This is a genomic window from Leifsonia sp. GW821-FHT13C05 (genome assembly GCF_058806515.1).
Genome location: NZ_JBXAPT010000004.1, coordinates 215275 through 233369 on the forward strand (window position 1 = coordinate 215275; position 18095 = coordinate 233369).

Consider the following 18095-nt stretch of genomic DNA (forward strand, 5'->3'; position numbering starts at 1 on the left):
AGCGCGCTCGGCCGGAATCCGCCCGGTTACTGGGCGGTGTATCCGCCGTCGACAAGGTGGTAGCTGCCGGTGATGAAGCTCGCGGCGTCCGAGGCGAGGAAGGCGACCAGTGCCGCGACCTCTTCCGGCTCGCCGAGGCGGCCGAGGGCGTGCTTGGACTCGAGGAAGTGCAGGGCGTCCGCATCCATCGCGGACTCGACCAGCGGGGTCCGGATGAACCCGGGACCGACGGCGGTGACGCGCACCTTCTTGTCCGCGTACTCGAGGGCCGCGTTCTGGGTGAGGCCCACCAGCGCGTGCTTGGCGGTGACGTACGCGGAGGAGCCGGCGAAGCCGACGCTGCCGAGGATGGAAGCCATGTTGACGATGGAGCCGCCGCCGTTGGCGCCGATGGCGTCGAGCTGCGGGCGCATCGAGTAGAAGACGGCGTTCAGGTTGATCTCGATGACTTTGCGCCAGCCGTCGAGCGAGTAGTCACCGACGGGGTTGGCCTCGCCGCCGATGCCGGCGTTGTTCACGGCGATGCGCAGGGGAGCGAGCTCGTTCGCCGCTGCGACGCTCGCGACGGCGAACTCGGGGTCCGTCACGTCTCCGATGAGAGCGGCTGCCGTGCCTCCCGCTGCCTGGATCTCGCCGACCACCGCGGTGGCGTTCGCCTCGTTCAGGTCGGTGACGAGCACGGATGCTCCGCTCTGCGCGAGGAGCAGGGCGACAGCGCGGCCGATGCCGGAGCCGCCTCCCGTCACGATCGCGGAACGGTTGGCGACGTCGTACTGAGCCATGAGTGAATCTCCTTTCAGTTATCCAACACATGTCGGATAACTCGATTGTACGATCGAAACATGGATGCGCGCCAAGAGAAGACCACCGCCAGACTCAGCGCGGCCATCCTCGCCCTCGCCACCGAGCATCCGGTCGCCGAGGTCACGGTCTCCGAGCTCGCGCGCACGGCCGGCGTGCACCGTTCGACCGTCTACACCTACGCGCCGTCGCCCACCGAACTCCTGCAGCGCGTGCTCACCGCGGAACTCGACGTCCTCCGCGCCGGCTACCTGGTCGACGTCGGCCCGGACGATGCGGTCTCCGCCGTGGCGGGCGTCACGCGTGCCGTGCTGGTGCACGTCGACGAGCACGACGCGATCTACCGGCGCGGGCTCGGAGCCGACAGCGGATCCGCCAGCCTGCACGCCATGCTCAGCGCGCACTTCCAGGGGTCGCTGGAGCTCTTGCTCGATCAGCACAGCATCACGGTGCCGGCCGAGACGCCGGAGGAGCGCCGGATGATCACCCGCTACCTCGCCGACGGCATCATCGGCGCCATCGACGTCTGGCTCGACGGCGACCGGCCCCGCCAGGTGGATGCGCCGATCGCCGTGCTCGACAGGGTGCTGCCCGCGTGGTGGCCGCACCGCGTGTGAGAGGGTGGGGCGCATGGGGCGAGTGAAGGACGCGGTCGGACGGCTGTTCCGGCGCGCTCCTCTGCTCCACGTCGCCGGCGACGAGGGGACCGGGCCCGTCGTGGTCCTGGTGCACGGCATCGCGTCGTCGTCGGTCACCTTCCAGAACCTGGTGCCGCTGCTCGAACCGACGCACCGCGTCATCTCGATCGACATCCTCGGCTTCGGGCGCTCCCCGACGCCGCCGGATGCGACGTACACGCTGGAAGAGCACGTCGCCGCCCTGCATGCGACGCTGCGGTCGCTGAAGCTCACGCATCCCTTCGTCCTGGTGGGGCACTCGCTCGGCGCCCTGATCGTCGCCAGGTATGCCGCCCAGTATCCGGACGCGCTGTCCCGGCTGGTGCTCGTCGGCCCGCCGATCTACGGCACCCCGGCGGAGATCGGCGACCGGCGGGTGCGCAGCAGGGTCAGTGCATACCTGCGCGCGTGGGAGTTCCTCCGCACGAACAAAGACTTCACGATCCGCAACGCGGCGATCCTCGCGAAGCTCCTGCCGATCAAGGGCGTGTTCGAGATCACGGAGAAGAACTGGACCCCGTTCGTGCTGTCGCTGAAGAACTGCATCGAGTCGCAGACCGTCGTCAGCGACCTGGCGCGGGTGCGCGTGCCGGTGGAGGTGGTCTTCGGGACGCTGGACGCGTTCATCGCGCCCGGCAGTCTCGCGGTGATCGAGGCGATGCGGCACGTCACGATGTACAAGGTGGACGGGAACGACCACATCATCCGGAAGCGGCTCGCCCGGGTGGTGGCCGCCGCCTGCGTGTGACGCGCCCTGTGTGAGGCGCCCTAGGCCGGCCGGATGCTCGACGCGGCGGCGAGGTACGCCGCGCTGTCGAAATCGTCGAACAGGGTGGTCTGCGTGACGTAGCCCTGCACGATGCCGACGTAGAGCGGTGCGTACCGCTGGGCCATGCGGTGTGCCTCGTCGTCCCCCACACCGAGCGATTCGGCGTACCAGGCGGTGAGGTAGTCGGTGAGCATCCCGCGCACCCGATGGCCGATGGAGTCGGTGATCGACCGCAGCTCCGGTTCGTGTGCGACCTCTCCCCAGACCTGCACGAGCATCCCGAGGTCGCCCACCTGGGCCGTCATCCCGCCGATGATGAGGCCGACGATCTCGCCGGGCGCCGGGAGCGGGGAGTGCGTCCTGGCCTCGGCGACCTCCAGGAAGCGGGCGTCGAGCACGTCGGTGATCACCAGCTGGATGATCTCGTTCTTGCTGCTGTAGTGGCCGTAGATCGCGCCGGCGGACAGCCCGGATTCGGCGATGATGTCGGCCATCGACGTGCCCTGGAAGCCGTTCCTGGCGAAGCAGCGCAGTGCGGCCTGGCTGATCTCGTGGCGCCGGGCCGCGCGGTGGGCCTCGGTGACTTTCGGCATCGTCCGCCTCGCTTCCTCGGGAAAAAGAATGTTCGTTCTTGACAGTAGCCGATGGCGTCCTCACAATAAAGAACGAACATTCTTTTTATTTGGAGTCGCCATGACCACGCCACCACCCACTCGCATCCCGCACACTCCCTGGGGTCGCGCCGTCGCCATCGCCGTCGCGGCGGCCGTGATCGTCGCGGTCGTGCTCCTGGCCTTCGTCTGGCCCACCATGACCTCCTCGGTGAAGGACGTGCCGATCGCCATCGCGGGCGACAGCGCACAGGTCGCCACCGTGCAGAAAACCCTCGAACAGAAGACGGACGGCGTCTTCGCCGTGACGGAGGTGAGCTCCCGCGCCGAGGCCGTCGACCGCATCCGGACCAGGGACGTGTACGGCGCCATCGTGCTCGGCCAGAAGCCGGAGGTGCTGACCGCATCCGCGAACGGCGCGGCGGTCAGCCAGATCCTCGGCCAGCTCGCCGGGCAGCTGCAGACGCAGGCCAACGCGCAGGCGGCCGCCGCGGTGCAACAGGCCGTCGCATCCGGTGCAGCACCGGCGGGGACCGTCGCGCCGACCATCACGGTGACGGTCACCGACGTGGTGCCGCTCGCCTCGACGGACGCCCGCGGGCTCGGGCTCACGGCTGCCTCCTTCCCGCTCGTCCTCGGCGGCCTCGTCGGCGGCATCCTGATCTCCTTCCTGGTCGCGGGCAGCTGGCGCAGGCTCGTGGCCGTCACCGCATACGGGATCGTCGGAGGACTCGGCATCGCGGGCATCATGCAGGCCGGCTTCGGCGTGCTGCAGGGCGACTACGGGATGAACGCGCTCGCCGTCGGCCTCGCGATGTTCGCGACAGCGTCGTTCATCGTCGGGATGAACGCCCTGATCGGCCGGGCGGGCATCGCGGTCGGCGGTGTGCTCACCATGCTGGTCGGCAACCCGCTGTCGTCGGCGGCGCAGCCCATCCAGTTCATGCTGTCTCCGTGGGGCGAGATCGGGCAGTGGTTCATGCCGGGCGCGTCGGCGACGCTGGTGCGCGACCTCTCCTACTTCCCGGATGCCGACACGCTGTTCCCCTGGCTGGTGCTGATCGGGTGGAGCCTCGTCGGGGTGATCGCGATGGTGGCCGGGCATTTCCGCGACCAGGAGGTGGTCGCCGCAGCCGTTCCCGAGCACGAGGAGTCGCGCGTGCTGCAGCCGGCGTGAGCGCCGGGACGTTCGCGCGGATGTTCGCGTAGCCTGGCGGTATGCAGCAGCGCACACTCGGAAGGACGGGCCGCACGGTCTCCGTCATCGGACTCGGAACCTGGCAGCTCGGCGCGGACTGGGGCGACGTCAGCGAAGCGGATGCGCTGGCCGTGCTCGACGCGGCCGTCGACTCCGGCGTGACCTTCTTCGACACGGCGGACGTCTACGGCGACGGGCGCAGCGAGCAGCTGATCGGCGCGTACCGTGCTGCGCATCCCGAGCTGTCGCTCACGGTGGCCACCAAGATGGGCAGGCGCGAGGAGCAGGACCCGGCGAACTTCACGCTCGCGAAGTTCCGCGAGTGGACGGACCGCTCCCGCGCCAACCTCGGCGTCGACACCCTCGACCTGGTGCAGCTGCACTGCCCGCCGACGCCGGTGTTCTCGAGCGACGCGGTCTACGACGCGCTCGACACGCTGGTCGCCGACGGCGCGATCGCGAACTACGGCGTCAGCGTGGAGACCTGCGACGAAGCGCTCACCGCGATCGCGCGACCCGGCACGGCGACGGTGCAGATCATCCTGAACGCGTTCCGCCTGAAGCCGCTCGACGAGGTGCTGCCCGCGGCCCGCGAGGCCGGGGTGGGGATCATCGCCAGGGTGCCGCTCGCCTCCGGGCTGCTGAGCGGCAAGTACACGGCGGACACGACGTTCGCCGCCGACGACCACCGCACGTACAACAGGCACGGCGAGGCGTTCGACGTGGGAGAGACGTTCTCGGGCGTCGACTTCGCCGAGGGAGTGGCGGCCGCCCGCGAGTTCGCGGCGCTGGTGCCGTCCGGGCTCACCCCCGCGCAGGCGGCGCTCGCCTGGGTGGCGCAGCAGGACGGCGTCTCCTCGGTGATCCCCGGCGCCCGCTCGCCGGAGCAGGCCAGGGCCAACGCGGTCGCGGGCTCCGCGGCGCCGCTCGGCGCGCCCTTCGAGGCGGCCGTCCGCGACATCTACGACCGCCGCTTCCGCGCCGCCGTCCACCCGCGCTGGTAGGGGGCACTGGGGGCGCGTTCCGCCCGCGTCCCGCCCGCGCCCGCACCCGGCGCGCGTCCTGCGTGCGCTCCGCTGTTGCGGAGAACTCGGCAGCGCGAGCGTACGTTCTCCGTCTGAGCGGACTTCTGCGCTGCGTGGCGCGCGGTTTCTCCGTTCGAGCGGAGACGCTCCCGGAGGGGCTGCTACGTCGTGCCAGGGTTTCGTAGAACCGGAAGATGTGGCGATTTGGACGCGCGTTTTCCGTCTGAGCGGAGGTGGCAGCGGCGTGGCGCGCGCGTTCTCCGTTGGGACGGAATGTCTGCGGGCGCGGCACCCGGTGGCGTGCCGGGGCGTCGTCGCCTGCGTCACGTCGCCTGCCGCGCGCCGCCTTCAAGCACGTCGCGCTCCAGGGGTCAGGACGGCTGAACCGGCACCGGCTCCGTGTCGGGGATGGGGGAGGCGTCGCGGCCGCGGAGGTCGGGGTGGATGCGGTGCGCGAGTGCCGGCACGATGAAGCCGATGAGGGCGAAGATCCCTGCCACGTAGAAGGCGCCGACCGGGCCGGTGCCGTCGATGAGGAAGCCTGCCAGCGCGGAGCCGAGGGCGGCGCCGATCAGCTGGCCGGTACCCACCCAGCCGTACGCCTCCGCCGTGTCGGAGAATTTGACGCTCGCCGAGACGATCGCGAAGAGGACCGCGAGGGCCGGGGCGATGCCGAGGCCGGCGATGATCAGCGTGAGTGACAGGCCCCACCAAGAGCCGAGCATGAACGTGGAGATGACGACGCCGACGAACACGATCAGCATGCGCCGCGCCGTCGCCCACGGCCCGATCGGCACATGCCCGAACGCGAGACCGCCGACCAGCGAGCCGAGCGACCAGATCGCCAGCACGATGCCCGCGAACGGCGAGCCCTCGCCGAAGTTGGCGACGACACCGGCCTCGATCGCCGCGCACGAGCCGATCAGCAGGAAGCCGACCACCGTCGCCAGCAGCACGGGAGGACGCGCCAGCACCACGCCGAACCTCCGCTTGCTGCGCGGGATGCGCACCCGCCCCACCTCGGGAGACGAGATGAACCACAGGCCGCCCAGCAGCATGATCGCCACCGACATCAGGATGCCCTCGACCGTGCCGATCTGAGTGGCCACGAACGTGATCGCCACCGGACCTGCGATCCAGATGATCTCCTGCGCGGAGGCGTCCAGCGAGAACAGGGGAGTGAGCTGGCGCGAGTTGACCATCTTCGGGTAGATGGTGCGCACCGCCGGCTGGATGGGCGGCATGCTGAGCCCGGCGAAGAACGCGATGCCCATCGTCAGCGGGATGGGCATGACGAACAGGCCGATCGCGGCGACGGCGACGGCGCACAGGACGAGCGTCGTCCACAGCACGAGGCGCATCCCGAGGATGCCCATCAGGCGGCTCGTCATCGGGCCGGCGATCGCCTGCCCGATGCTCATCGCCCCGAGTACCAGTCCGGCCGCCCCATAGGAGTGGTGCACGTGCTCGATGTGCAGGAGGAAGGCGAGGGAGAGCATCCCGAACGGGAACCTGGCCAGGAGCTGGGCAGCGATGATCCGCGTGACGCCCGGCGTCTTGAGAAGGCTGGAATACGTGCTCACAAGAGGTCAAGTCTATCGGTGGGATGCGGTTCGCCAAGGGGCGGGGCGGCCTGTGGATAAGTGCATAACTTATGCACATCTGTGGATGACACGCCCACTAGATATGGGGTTCGATAAATGTCGGTACCCCGCTATATAGTGGTCACACGCCGAAACGCACTGCGGTTCTCGCCCAGCGGATTTCGGCCGTGACAAGGGGTTTTGCGGGTGCGTTCTGCGCGCCCGCGGGGATGCACAGACTTCGCCGCTCAGGCAGAGCGGCACATTGAGAGGGAGAGAAAGTGGCAATCACTGTCGTGAAGCGCAACGGCGAACGGGAGCCGTACGACGCGAACAAGATCAACCTGGCCATCGAGACCGCCGCGCAGGGGCTCGACGAGAACATCACCTGGGTCACCCAGATCGCCAGCGAGCTCGAACTGACGCTGTTCGACGGCATCACGACCCAGCAGCTCGACGAGGCCGTGATCCAGGTCGCCCTGCAGAACGTGAAGGACGACCCGGCGTTCGACACCGTGGCCGCCCGCCTCCTGCTCAAGACGATCTACAAGCGCGTCCTCGGCGACTACGAGGGCCACGACGAGCTCGTCGCCCTGCACGCCAGCCACTTCCGTGCATACATCGAGCGCGGCGTCTCCGAGCAGCTGCTCGACCCGCGCTTCATCGACCTCTTCGACCTCGACCGCCTCGCCGGCTACCTCGACCCGTCGCGGGACGGCCTGCTCAAGTACATCGGCGTCGTCACCCTCAACAACCGCTACGGCATCAAGGCCCGCAACGGCGAGACCCTCGAGGTGCCGCAGTACTTCTGGATGCGCATCGCGATGGGCCTGTCCCTCAACGAGGCAGACCCCACCACCCACGCGCTCGAGTTCTACAACAAGATGTCGAAGCTCGAATACCTCGCGGCCGGCTCCACCCTCGTCAACGCGGGCACCGCATACCCGCAGCTCTCCAACTGCTTCGTCATGGAGATGCAGGACGACATCGAGCACATCGCCAAGAGCGTGCGCGACGTGATGTGGCTCACCAAGGGCACGGGCGGCATCGGCCTCTCCGTCACCAAGCTGCGCGCCCAGGGCTCGCCCATCCGCTCCAACAACACCACCTCCACCGGCCCCATCCCGTTCATGCACACGATCGACTCGGTGCTGCGCGCGGTCAGCCGCGGTGGAAAGAAGTTCGGCGCCCTCTGCTTCTACATGGAGAACTGGCACATGGACTTCCCGGAGTTCCTCGACCTCCGCCAGAACTCCGGCGACCCGTACCGCCGCACCCGCACCGCCAACACGGCCGTGTGGATCAGCGACGAGTTCATGAAGCGCGTTCAGAACGACGGTGACTGGTACCTCTTCGACCCGCTGGAGGTCGCCGACCTCAACGAGCTCTACGGCAAGGAGTTCTCGGAGCGCTACGCGTTCTACGTCGGCGAGGCAGAGGCCGGCCGCCTGCACATGTTCAAGAAGATCAGCGCTCGCTCGCAGTTCAAGGACATCCTGATGAGCCTCCAGACCACCAGCCACCCGTGGCTGACCTGGAAGGACACCATCAACAACCGTGCCCTCAACAACAACACCGGCACCATCCACCTGTCCAACCTCTGCACGGAGATCACCCTCCCGCAGGACCGCGACAACGTCTCCGTCTGCAACCTGGCGTCGATCAACCTGTCGCGCCACCTGGTCGACGGCAAGATGGACTGGGCCCGCATCGAGGAGAGCGCACGCAGCGCCGTCCGCCAGCTCGACAACCTGATCGACATCACGATCTCCAGCGTCGACGAGGCCGACTTCTCCAACCAGCAGAACCGTGCCATCGGCCTGGGCGTCATGGGCTTCACCGACATCGTCGAGCGTCTCGGGTTCAGCTACGAGAGCGAAGAGGCGTACGACCTGATCGACGAGATCATGGAGCACGTGTCGTACGCGGCCATCGACGAGAGCGCCGACCTGGCGAAGGAGCGCGGTGCATACCCGAACTTCGACGGCTCGCGCTGGTCGCAGGGCCTCGTCCCGTTCGACTCGATCGCCCTCACGGAGGCCGACCGCGGCGTGCCGATCAAGGTCAACCGCACCACCCGCCTCGACTGGGACCGCCTGCGCGAGAAGGTCAAGGGCGGGATGCGCAACGCGACCCTCATGGCCATCGCACCGACCGCATCCATCGGCCTGGTCGCGGGCACCACGCCCGGCTTCGACCCGCAGTTCTCGCAGATCTTCAGCCGCTCGACCTCGTCCGGCAAGTTCCTCGAGGTCAACCGCAACCTGGTCGAGGCCCTGCAGGCCCGCGGCCTGTGGGAGTCCACCCGTGAGTCGATCCTGCGCTCGCAGGGCGACATCCAGAACGTAGCCGAGATCCCGGACGACCTGAAGGCCGCGTTCAAGACGAGCTTCCAGCTCTCCCCGTACGCGTTCCTCGAGGTCGCGGCCCGCGCCCAGAAGTGGATCGACCAGGCCATCAGCCGCAACATGTACCTGGAGACCAGGGACATCGGCGACATGATGGACATCTACTACGCAGCGTGGGAGCGTGGCGTCAAGACCACGTACTACCTGCACATGAAGCCGCGTCACCAGGCCGAGCAGTCCACGGTCAAGGTCAACAAGGCCGAGAAGATCTCGGGCGGCCGCAAGGGCTTCGCGACGGTCGGGGCAGGAGCTCCCGCCGCATCCACCGAGAAGGCGGAAGCGCCGGCGGCACCGGCTCGCCGCGGTTTCGGCTTCGGAGGACTCTCGACGGGTGGTGAGAAGTAATGAACACCAAGATCGAGGAATACTACGTCCCCGTCGACCCGATGGACGACCTGCAGTGCGAATCCTGCCAGTAGCCAGCTGACCCGAAAGAGAGAGAAGAGACACGATGCCGATTCTGGGAACGGGAATCGAAGAGGGCCTGCTGCTTAAGCCGGTGAAGTACAAGTGGGCGATGGACCTGTACGACCAGGCGGTCGCGAACACGTGGTTCCCCAACGAGATCCAGCTCGGTGAGGACATCGCCGACTTCAAGAAGATGACCGACGAGGAACGTCACGCGGTCACCTTCCTGATGAGCTACTTCAACCCGAACGAGCTCCTGGTGAACAAGGCCCTCGCGTTCGGCGTGTACCCGTACATCAATGCGGCGGAGGCGCACCTCTACCTCGCCAAGCAGATGTGGGAGGAAGCGAACCACTGCATGTCGTTCGAGTACGTCCTCGAGACGTTCCCGATCGACCGCGAGCAGGCGTACAACTCCCACGTGGACATCCCGTCGATGGCCCGCAAGGAGGAGTTCGAGGTCAGCTTCATCAAGCGGATGACGGAGCAGACGCTCGACATCACGACGACGGAGGGCAAGCAGGACTTCATCCGCAACCTCGTCGCGTACAACGTGATCCTCGAGGGCATCTGGTTCTACTCCGGCTTCATGGTGGCGCTGTCGTTCCGCCAGAGGAACCTGCTGCGCAACTTCGGTTCGCTGATCGACTGGGTGGTGCGCGACGAGTCGCTGCACCTCAAGTTCGGCATCAACCTCATCCTCACGGTGCTCGAGGAGAACCCCGACCTGCAGACGCCGGAGTTCGCCAACGAGATCCGCCAGATGATCCTGGATGCGGTGGAGATGGAAGAGGAGTACAACCGCGACCTCCTCCCCGGCGGCATCCTGGGCCTGAACGCCAACTACATCAACCAGTACGTCAAGTACCTGGCCGACCGCCGGCTCGAAGAGCTCGGCTTCGAGGCGGAGTACAAGGTCGCCAACCCGGCCAAGTGGATGGCGACGGCGAACGACACGCTCGAGCTGGTGAACTTCTTCGAGTCCACCAACACGTCGTACGAGTCGAACGCGAAGGCGTCGACCGGCCACTGAGTCCGGCAGGACAGCGCGAACAGCGCGACAGCGCGAACGGCGCCGGGGAGTGATCCCCGGCGCCGTTCCGCGTTTCTGCGCGCGTCCCGTCTCAGCGAGTGATGCCGGTGCTGCGGAGCGTCTCCGACGGGCTCATCCCGTGCTGCTCCCGGTAGCGCGCCGCGAACCGGCCGAAGTGGTAGAAGCCCCACGCCGCCGCGATTTGCGACACCGACGTGTCCTCCGGGGCGCCGCTGAGGAGTTCGCGGTGCGCGCCCTCCATCCTGACCCGGGTGAGATAGGCGAGCGGGCTGGTGCCGAGGTGCTCCTTGAAGCCGCGGTTGAGGGCGCGGACGCTCGACCCGACGGACGCGGCGATGTCCGGCACGGTGATCGGCTCCCGCACGTTGTCCTCGATGAAGTGCATGGCGCGGCGGACGGTGGCGGGCGTCTGCGGGGCGGGAGGCGCATCCAGTGCTGTGCGGTACTGGTGGTCGGCGGCCAGGAGCAGCCCGGTCGACAGGATGCTGGAGACCTGGGCGGCGACCAGCGGATTGAGGGCGAGCGCGCCGGGACGCCCGACGGCATCGAAGATGGTCTTGGCGTACGCGTACCACTCCGCCCCTCTGCCGTCGCGGAGGTCGAGGAGACGTGGGAAGGCGATGACGACGGGCGCGTCGATGCCGAGGAGGCGGCCCAGGTCGGCTTCGAGGGCGCGCCGGTTGAACCAGACCATCGCCAGAGACTCGTCCTCGGCCGCCCAGCCGCTCACGGTCACCCTGTCGACCGGACTGCCAACCATGGCGAGCTCCGGGGTGGACTCGGCGTCCACGCCTCCGCCGCGGAAGCGGATCGTCCCGGTGCTCGGGATGCTCACGGCGTAGGAGTCCTCGGCGCCGGTGACGTCCACGGACACTTCGCAGCCGTAGCGGAGCCGCCCGAACGCGACGGTGCCGACGCGGGCGGCGGTGAGGCTGTACGAGAAGGCTGCGCGCGCGTGGAGCGGCCGGACATGGTGATCGTTGAAGAGACGCGAGCCGATCTCGATCGACTCGTCCACATCGTTCGTGACGAATGAGTGGATACGTGTTTCCGTCACTGGTGGTACCTCCGCCTTGCTGCGAGAACTCTACTCCGAAGGACGATGCGCCAGGATGGGAGATATGACGCAGCTCATCGACGCTCCCTCGCTCGCCGCCGCACTCGCCGAACAGCCGACCGCCCGCATCCCGCTCCGCGTTCTCGACGTGCGGTGGAAGCTGGGCGGCCCTCCCGGCCGCGACGAGTACGCGGCCGGCCACATTCCCGGAGCGGTATACGTCGACCTCGACACGGAGCTGGCCGGGCACGGTCTGCCGACGGACGGGCGGCATCCACTGCCTGCGGTCGACGATTTCCGAGACGCGGTGCGCCGCTGGGGCCTCGACGACGGCGACGATGTCGTGGTCTACGACGACGCTTCCGGCACGTCCGCCGCGAGCGCGTGGTGGCTGCTCCGCCACGCCGGGTTCGAGAACGTGCGGCTGCTCGACGGCGGCCTGGCCGCGTGGCGCACAGCCGGGGGCGCCATCGAGACGGAGCCGACCATCCCGGAGCCGGGAACGGCGACCGTCGAGTGGGGAGCCATGCCCACGATCGACGCGGATGCGGCAGCGGCCTTCCCGGAGAGCGGCGTGCTGCTCGACGCCAGGGCCGGCGAGCGGTTCCGCGGCGAGGTCGAGCCCGTCGACCCGCGCGCCGGGCACATCCCCGGAGCGGTGAGCGCGCCCACCACCGGCAACCTCACGGACGACGGCACCCTGCTGCCCGCCGACGCGCTCGCCGACCGGTTCGCGGCGCTCGGCGTCACTCCGGATGCACCGGTCGCGGTGTACTGCGGCTCCGGCGTGACGGCTGCGCACGAGATCCTCGCTCTGGAGGAGGCGGGCTTCGCCGCCGCGCTCTACCCCGGATCGTTCTCCGCGTGGTCGAACGACGACGACCGGCCGGTCGCGACGGGCGCCTGATCGCAGCAGCCGGGCCGCGATGCTACGGCGTGTGACGTAACAGTCGGCAACAGCCGCACGCCGGTCGGGGATGCGCGCCTACTGTCTCTTCATGACCACCGTCGATGTCCGCCCCGCAGAGGCAGCAGGCGCCGTCGCCGCGCCCGGCGAGGTGCTCGACTCCGTTGCCGCACTGATCGGAAACACTCCCGTCGTGGAGCTGCGTTCGCTGACGCGCGGCCTCTCCTCCCGCGTGCTCGTCAAGCTGGAAGGGCGCAACCCGGGAGGGTCGTCGAAGGACCGCATCGCCCTGAACATGATCCGCACGGCCGAGGCGGACGGGTCGCTCGCCCCCGGCGGCACGATCATCGAGGCGACGAGCGGCAACACCGGCATCGGCCTGGCCCTGATCGGCCGGCTGACCGGGCATCCGGTCGTCATCGTGCACGCGGGCGACATCTCGGACGAGAAGCGCAAGGTGCTCGCCGCATACGGCGCCCGCCTGGTGGTCGCCGACTGGGAGGCCGGGCCGGACGATCCGGCCAACCCGCGCGCCGTGGCCGACCGGATCGCGGCGGAGACCCCTGGCTCGTGGCGCCCGGCGCAGTTCGCGAACGCCGCGAACCCGGCCGCCCACTACCGGGGCACTGGCCCGGAGGTCTGGCGTCAGACGGCGGGGGCCGTGACGCACTTCGTCGCGGCCATCGGCACCGGCGGCACGGTCAGCGGCACCGGCCGCTACCTCAAAGACGTGAGCGACGGCACGGTGCGCGTGATCGGCGCCAACCCCGTCGGCTCGACATACGCGGGCGGGGCTCCCGGCCGCATCCTGGTCGACGGCGTCGGCTCGGCGTGGCCGCGCGAGTGGTGGCCGCACACCTTCGACTCCGACGTGCTCGACGAGGTGCACACCGTCGACGACCGCGAGGTCTACGCGACCGTGCGCAGGCTCGCCGCCGAGGAGGCGCTGCTGCTCGGGCCGTCGTCCGGTCTCGCCGTCGCGGTGGCGTTGCGCACGGCACGGGATGCGCGACCGGGCTCGACCGTCGTGGCCATCGCGCCGGACGGCGGCATCAACTACCTGACCAAGGCGTTCGACCCGGACTGGCTCTCCGCCTCCGGTCTCGACGGCGACGGATCGTAGACGGATAGAAACGGACTCATGACTCTTCTCCACTTCGGTTGGTTCCTCGGCGCCGGGTTCGGGGTGCAGGGCTGGGGCGACCCCAGCTACGGCATCGGCTACGACTGGAAGCAGCCGCAGGTCTACCAGGACGCCGCCCGCGTGTTCGAGGCGAGCGGGTTCGACCTGTTCATCATCGAAGACGGCGTCGCCGTCCCGGACACCTACGGGGGCACCGCGGAGGTCAACCTGTCCGCCGCACGGTTCGTGCCCAAGCACGACCCGCTGCCGCTCGTTCCCTACCTGCTGGGCGCGACGCGCGACCTCGGCATCGTGCCGACCCTGAGCGCCAGCTTCTACGAGCCGTTCACCGCCGCGCGCCTGCTGTCCACGCTGCAGCACTTCGCCGGGGGACGGCTGGGGTTCAACGTGGTCACGAGCGGCTCCGACCTGGCCGCGCAGAACTACGGCCTCGACAAGCAGGTCGACCACGACCTCCGCTACGACAGGGCGGACGAGTGGGTGGAGGTGGTCCGCAAGCTCTGGCGCAGCTGGGAGCCGGACGCCATCGTCGAGGACACCGAGCGCGGTGTCTTCGCCGACTTCCGCAAGGTGCACACCATCGACCACGACGGCCGGTTCTTCCGGGTGCGCGGGCCGCTGAACACCGCGCCGGCCGCCGACGAGCCGGTGATGGTGCAGGCAGGCGCCTCGGGGCGTGGCCGCGACTTCGCGGGCAAGAACTCGGACGTGGTGCTCGCGCTCGCCTCGACCCCGGAGAGGATGCGCGAGTACCGCGACAGCATCCGGGAGGTCGCAGCATCCACCGGCCGCGACCCGGACAGCATCAAGGTGCTGTTCGTGGTCAACCCGATCGTCACGGCCAACGCGGAGGAGACGGCGAGCGTGAGGGCGGCCAGGGCCGAGCTGACGCAGGCAGCGATCGACGAGGCGTTGCAGTCCATCTCCTACCTGAGCGGCGTCGATTTCAAAGCGTTCGACCTCGACGCACCGCTGCCGGAGCTGAGCACGAACAGCAACCAGGGCACCCTCGACAACTTCGTGAAGTCCGCCCCGGCGGGGTCGACGCTGCGGGAGATCCTGCAGGTGCGGGCCAGGAAGGACGGCCTCGCCATCGTCGGGACCGCCGACGAGATCGCCGACCACCTCGGCGAGCTCGGGGCGGCGGTCGGCGGCGACGGGTTCCTCTTCACCGGGCAGGTGCATCCGGCGAACGTTCACCGCACGCTCGACGCCCTCGTGCCCGCCCTGCGCCGCCGCGGGCTGATCCGCACGGAGTTCGGCGGGCGCGGCCTGCGGCAGAACCTGCTCGACTTCTGATGGTCACGCTCACGACGGGAGCGCCGACGACGGGCGACATCGTCGCCATCGCCGACGGAGCCCCGGTGCACCTGTCCGCCGAGACACGGGATGCGCTGGCGGCGTCCAGAGCGGTCGTCGAGCGGGCGATCCAGGCGGGGGAGCCCGTCTACGGCCTGAACCGCAGGCTCGGCGCCGGCCGGGATGCGGTGGTCGACCCCGCGGAGTTCGCCGCGTTCCAGCGCCGCACCATCGCCAACCACCGCGGCGGCACAGGCGAACCGTTGGACGCGCGGGAGGTGCGCGCGGTGATCGCGGCGCGGCTCGCCGGGTTCAGCCGGGGAGGCGCCGGGGTGCGGCCGGAGCTGGCGGAGGCGTACGCCGCCCTGCTCAACGCCGGCGTGCATCCGGTCGTCCCGCGGCGCGGGTCGGTGGGGGCGGCAGACCTCACGGTGCTCGCCGAGGTGGCCGCCGTCGTCACGGGCGACGGGCTCGTGCTGGGGGAGGACGGCGCGCTGCTTCCCGCCGCGGACGCACTCGCCGCCGCCGGCCTGGCGCCGCTCGCCCTCGCGCCCCACGAGGGGCTCGCCGTGCTGAGTGCGAACGCGTACAGCATCGGCGTCGGCTCGCTCGCCGCCGCGGACGCCGCCGCGCTGGCGGAGACCGCAGACCTCGCCGTCGCCCTCTCGCTCGAAGCAGTGGGAGCGTCGTCGGCGGCCGGCAACCTCAGCCCGTACACCGCGACCATCGCGGACGCCCGCGGCGGAGACGGGCAGCGGGCGTCCGCGGCGCGCATCCGGGATGCGGTGGCCGGGGGAGACCTCGAACGACCGGATCGTGCGGTGAGCGTGCAGGACCCGCTCGCGTTCCGCACGGCGCCGCAGCTGCACGGAGCGCTGCGCGAGGCGGTCGACCGGCTACGCACCGAACTGGACATCGAACTCGCGGCCCGCAGCGAGAACCCGCTGGTGGATGTGGAGAGCGGCCGGATGGTGTCCGGCGGCAACTTCCAGGCGCTCCCGCTGGCGCTCGCATTCGAGAACCTGCGGCTGGTGCTCGCGCACGTCGCCAGCGCGTCGGAGCGGCGCACCGCTGCGCACTCGGTGGCGCTCGCCGCCGCGCGCGCGGCGGGGGAGACGCGCATCCCTGGCCTGCTGCTCTACTCGGCGGCGGCAGCGGTGGCCGAACTGCGCCAGCTGGCCGCGCCGGTGACGCTCGGGATCACGACGCTCTCCGGCGTGGAGGATCACGCGACGCTCGCGCCCGTGGCTCTGCAACTGGCGCAGCGGTCGCTGGCGCTCACCGCCGAGGTGCTGGCGGTCGAGGCCCTGCACGCCACGGACCTGCTCGGCGTCAGCCGGGCGACGGCGCGCGGAGCGGGCACGGGGCCGCTGCACGCGCGGCTCTCGGCGCTGGTGGCCGAGGAGCTGACGGCCGCAGAGCTCGCCGAGCGGGCTCAGAGCGTCTTGCGGAACCCCAGGTAGGAGACGCGCTCCCAGTCGTCGTCGAGGTCGAACAGCGGCTGGTAGCCGAGGGAGAGGTACAGCCCGACGGCCTCCGGCTGCCGGGCCCCGGTGGTGAGCACGATGTTCGCGATCCCGCGCCGCGCCGCCTCGGCCTCGAGCTCGGCCATCACGCGGCGCGCGAGGCCCCTGCGGCGGTACGAGGAGTGCGTCCACACGCGCTTCACCTCGACCGTGTCGTCGTCCTCGCGCATGAACGCGCCGCCCGCGACGGGCTCGCCGTCCACCAGCAGCAGCAGGAACGTGCCGCCGTGCGCGGCGCTGAACCGTTCGGCCGGGTAGCGGGACAGCTCCACCGACGACGGGATGCCGTCGTTCAGCCCGTAGCGCTCGTCGTACTCGCGCGACAGCTCGGCGACGAGCGGCGCGGCGATGGCGTCGTCGGGGGAGGTCACCAGCACGACGGCTGATGCGGCGAAGTCGGCAGTCTGTTCGGTCACTGATCGACGATAACCCGCGCCGCGCATCCCATCCACCGCGTCGTCACAGTTCGTCGTGTTTAAGTGCGCGTGACTGCGGAATCAGTGCAATAAATCCGGAAACCTGTACGAAATCTCCGCGAAAAACTGCGTTGCACGCGTGAATTAGTGTGAATGAACCGCCCCGCGGCTGAGGTATGCTCCCATCACCCGCACCTGCATCCCTGCACAGGAAGAAGGACGAACAACATCATGCGCATCCGATCCGTGGCCACCGTGGCCGCCATCGCCGCCGTTGGAGCGCTCGCGCTCAGCGGCTGTGTCGACAACTCCACGCCCGCCGACAGCAGCTCACCGTCGAGCGCGTCGGGCGTGAAGAAGGACGACACCCTCGCCGGACAGCTGCCGGCCGACATCAAGAAGGCCGGAAAGCTCACCGTCGGCATGGACAACACCTACCCGCCGAACGAGTACAAGGACGACAGCGGCCAGCCCGCCGGCTGGGAGGTGGAGCTGACCAACGCCATCGCGGCCAAGCTCGGCCTGAAGGTCGACTTCGCCATCGCGAAGTTCGACAACATCATCCCGAGCATCACCGGTGGCAAGGACGACTTCGGGATGTCCTCGTTCACCGACACGACCGAGCGCGAGAAGCAGGTCGACTTCGTCAACTACTACACCGCCGGCATCATGTGGGCATCGGCCAAGGGCAAGACGGTCGACCCCGACAACGCCTGCGGTCTCAAGGTCGCCGTCCAGGCCACCACCTACGAGGACACCGACGAGGTCCCCGCCAAGTCCAAGGCGTGCACCGACGCCGGCAAGCCCGCCATCCAGGGCCTCCGGTTCGACACCCAGGATGCGGCCACCAACGCCGTCGTCCTCGGCCAGGCCGACGCGCTCAGCGCCGACTCGCCGGTGACCCTGTACGCCATCTCCAAGTCGAGCGGCAAGCTGCAGGCAGCAGGCAAGGCGTTCGAGGTCGCACCGTACGGTCTGCCGGTCAAGAAGGACTCCAAGCTGACGCCGGTGCTGCAGAAGACGGTCCAGGCCCTGATCGACGACGGTACGTACGGCAAGATCCTCGACAAGTGGGGCGTCGCCGACGGCGCCGTCACCACCGCCGAGATCAACGCCGCCTCGAAGGGCTGAGTGAGATGACCCTGGGCAACCAGGACCGGCCCTGTCTCTTATACACCCCTCCGAGCCCCCGAGACGGTAACTCTCCTCTCG

16 protein-coding genes are annotated in these 18095 nt (G+C 69.2%); 11 read left to right on the forward strand and 5 right to left on the reverse strand.

Annotated features, from left to right (window positions below):
- Positions 1 to 26: 26 nt before the first annotated feature.
- Positions 27 to 782, reverse strand: a complete 756-nt coding sequence (locus AC1ROC_RS13295) for an SDR family NAD(P)-dependent oxidoreductase (RefSeq protein WP_085369798.1) — start codon at positions 780 to 782, stop codon at positions 27 to 29.
- A 60-nt stretch (positions 783 to 842) separates the two neighbouring features.
- Here AC1ROC_RS13295 and AC1ROC_RS13300 point away from each other — a divergent pair, with 60 nt between their 5' ends.
- Positions 843 to 1418, forward strand: a complete 576-nt coding sequence (locus AC1ROC_RS13300) for a TetR/AcrR family transcriptional regulator (protein ID WP_493000699.1) — start codon at positions 843 to 845, stop codon at positions 1416 to 1418.
- A gap of 13 nt (positions 1419 to 1431) precedes the next feature.
- Positions 1432 to 2226 carry an alpha/beta fold hydrolase gene (locus AC1ROC_RS13305; protein WP_085369796.1) on the forward strand — a complete coding sequence of 265 codons (795 nt, stop codon included), beginning with the start codon at positions 1432 to 1434 and terminating at the stop codon, positions 2224 to 2226.
- Positions 2227 to 2246: 20 nt separating this feature from the next.
- Here the strand turns inward: AC1ROC_RS13305 and AC1ROC_RS13310 are convergent, their stop codons facing one another.
- Positions 2247 to 2840, reverse strand: a complete 594-nt coding sequence (locus tag AC1ROC_RS13310; protein ID WP_085369795.1) for a TetR/AcrR family transcriptional regulator — start codon at positions 2838 to 2840, stop codon at positions 2247 to 2249.
- A gap of 100 nt (positions 2841 to 2940) precedes the next feature.
- Between AC1ROC_RS13310 and AC1ROC_RS13315 the strand changes: the two genes are divergently transcribed.
- Both AC1ROC_RS13315 and AC1ROC_RS13320 read left to right on the forward strand, forming a co-directional pair.
- Positions 2941 to 4035, forward strand: coding sequence for an ABC transporter permease (locus AC1ROC_RS13315; RefSeq protein WP_493000702.1), 1095 nt, complete (start codon positions 2941 to 2943; stop codon positions 4033 to 4035).
- 41 nt (positions 4036 to 4076) lie between these two features.
- Complete coding sequence (locus AC1ROC_RS13320) at positions 4077 to 5060, forward strand: aldo/keto reductase (protein WP_493000704.1); 984 nt, start codon at positions 4077 to 4079, stop codon at positions 5058 to 5060.
- Positions 5061 to 5452: 392 nt separating this feature from the next.
- On the opposite strand, the gene AC1ROC_RS13325 is transcribed toward AC1ROC_RS13320, so the two are convergent.
- Complete coding sequence (locus AC1ROC_RS13325; protein WP_085369792.1) at positions 5453 to 6664, reverse strand: MFS transporter; 1212 nt, start codon at positions 6662 to 6664, stop codon at positions 5453 to 5455.
- Positions 6665 to 6945: 281 nt separating this feature from the next.
- Here AC1ROC_RS13325 and AC1ROC_RS13330 point away from each other — a divergent pair, with 281 nt between their 5' ends.
- Together AC1ROC_RS13330 and AC1ROC_RS13335 are read left to right on the forward strand one after the other, a co-directional pair.
- Positions 6946 to 9417 (forward strand): ribonucleoside-diphosphate reductase subunit alpha, encoded by a 2472-nt coding sequence (locus tag AC1ROC_RS13330; RefSeq protein ID WP_493000706.1) that lies wholly within the window; start codon positions 6946 to 6948, stop codon positions 9415 to 9417.
- A gap of 106 nt (positions 9418 to 9523) precedes the next feature.
- Positions 9524 to 10513 carry a ribonucleotide-diphosphate reductase subunit beta gene (locus tag AC1ROC_RS13335; RefSeq protein ID WP_085369791.1) on the forward strand — a complete coding sequence of 330 codons (990 nt, stop codon included), beginning with the start codon at positions 9524 to 9526 and terminating at the stop codon, positions 10511 to 10513.
- 91 nt (positions 10514 to 10604) lie between these two features.
- Here the strand turns inward: AC1ROC_RS13335 and AC1ROC_RS13340 are convergent, their stop codons facing one another.
- A complete protein-coding gene (locus AC1ROC_RS13340) occupies positions 10605 to 11591 on the reverse strand; it encodes an AraC family transcriptional regulator (protein WP_085369790.1) in 987 nt (328 codons plus the stop codon).
- 64 nt (positions 11592 to 11655) lie between these two features.
- Here AC1ROC_RS13340 and AC1ROC_RS13345 point away from each other — a divergent pair, with 64 nt between their 5' ends.
- The 4 genes from AC1ROC_RS13345 to AC1ROC_RS13360 all read left to right on the forward strand — a co-directional run bounded on the left by AC1ROC_RS13345 (position 11656) and on the right by AC1ROC_RS13360 (position 16404).
- Positions 11656 to 12498, forward strand: a complete 843-nt coding sequence (locus AC1ROC_RS13345; RefSeq protein ID WP_493000709.1) for a sulfurtransferase — start codon at positions 11656 to 11658, stop codon at positions 12496 to 12498.
- Between the two features lie 91 nt (positions 12499 to 12589).
- Entirely contained in the window at positions 12590 to 13621 is a 1032-nt protein-coding gene (locus AC1ROC_RS13350) for a PLP-dependent cysteine synthase family protein (RefSeq protein WP_493000711.1), read from the forward strand.
- Positions 13622 to 13639: 18 nt separating this feature from the next.
- Positions 13640 to 14941, forward strand: coding sequence for an NtaA/DmoA family FMN-dependent monooxygenase (locus AC1ROC_RS13355; RefSeq protein WP_493000713.1), 1302 nt, complete (start codon positions 13640 to 13642; stop codon positions 14939 to 14941).
- Positions 14941 to 16404, forward strand: a complete 1464-nt coding sequence (locus AC1ROC_RS13360; protein WP_493000715.1) for an aromatic amino acid ammonia-lyase — start codon at positions 14941 to 14943, stop codon at positions 16402 to 16404. Before AC1ROC_RS13355 ends, AC1ROC_RS13360 begins: the two co-directional genes overlap by 1 nt.
- Here AC1ROC_RS13360 and AC1ROC_RS13365 read toward each other — a convergent pair.
- The gene (locus AC1ROC_RS13365; RefSeq protein WP_247597112.1) at positions 16377 to 16883 is read right to left on the reverse strand and encodes a GNAT family N-acetyltransferase; all 507 of its coding nucleotides are present in this window, start codon (positions 16881 to 16883) and stop codon (positions 16377 to 16379) included. The two genes, AC1ROC_RS13360 and AC1ROC_RS13365, sit on opposite strands and share 28 nt — an antisense overlap.
- Positions 16884 to 17114: 231 nt before the next feature.
- Here AC1ROC_RS13365 and AC1ROC_RS13370 point away from each other — a divergent pair, with 231 nt between their 5' ends.
- Positions 17115 to 18014 carry an ABC transporter substrate-binding protein gene (locus AC1ROC_RS13370; RefSeq protein WP_179150797.1) on the forward strand — a complete coding sequence of 300 codons (900 nt, stop codon included), beginning with the start codon at positions 17115 to 17117 and terminating at the stop codon, positions 18012 to 18014.
- Positions 18015 to 18095: the final 81 nt, after the last annotated feature.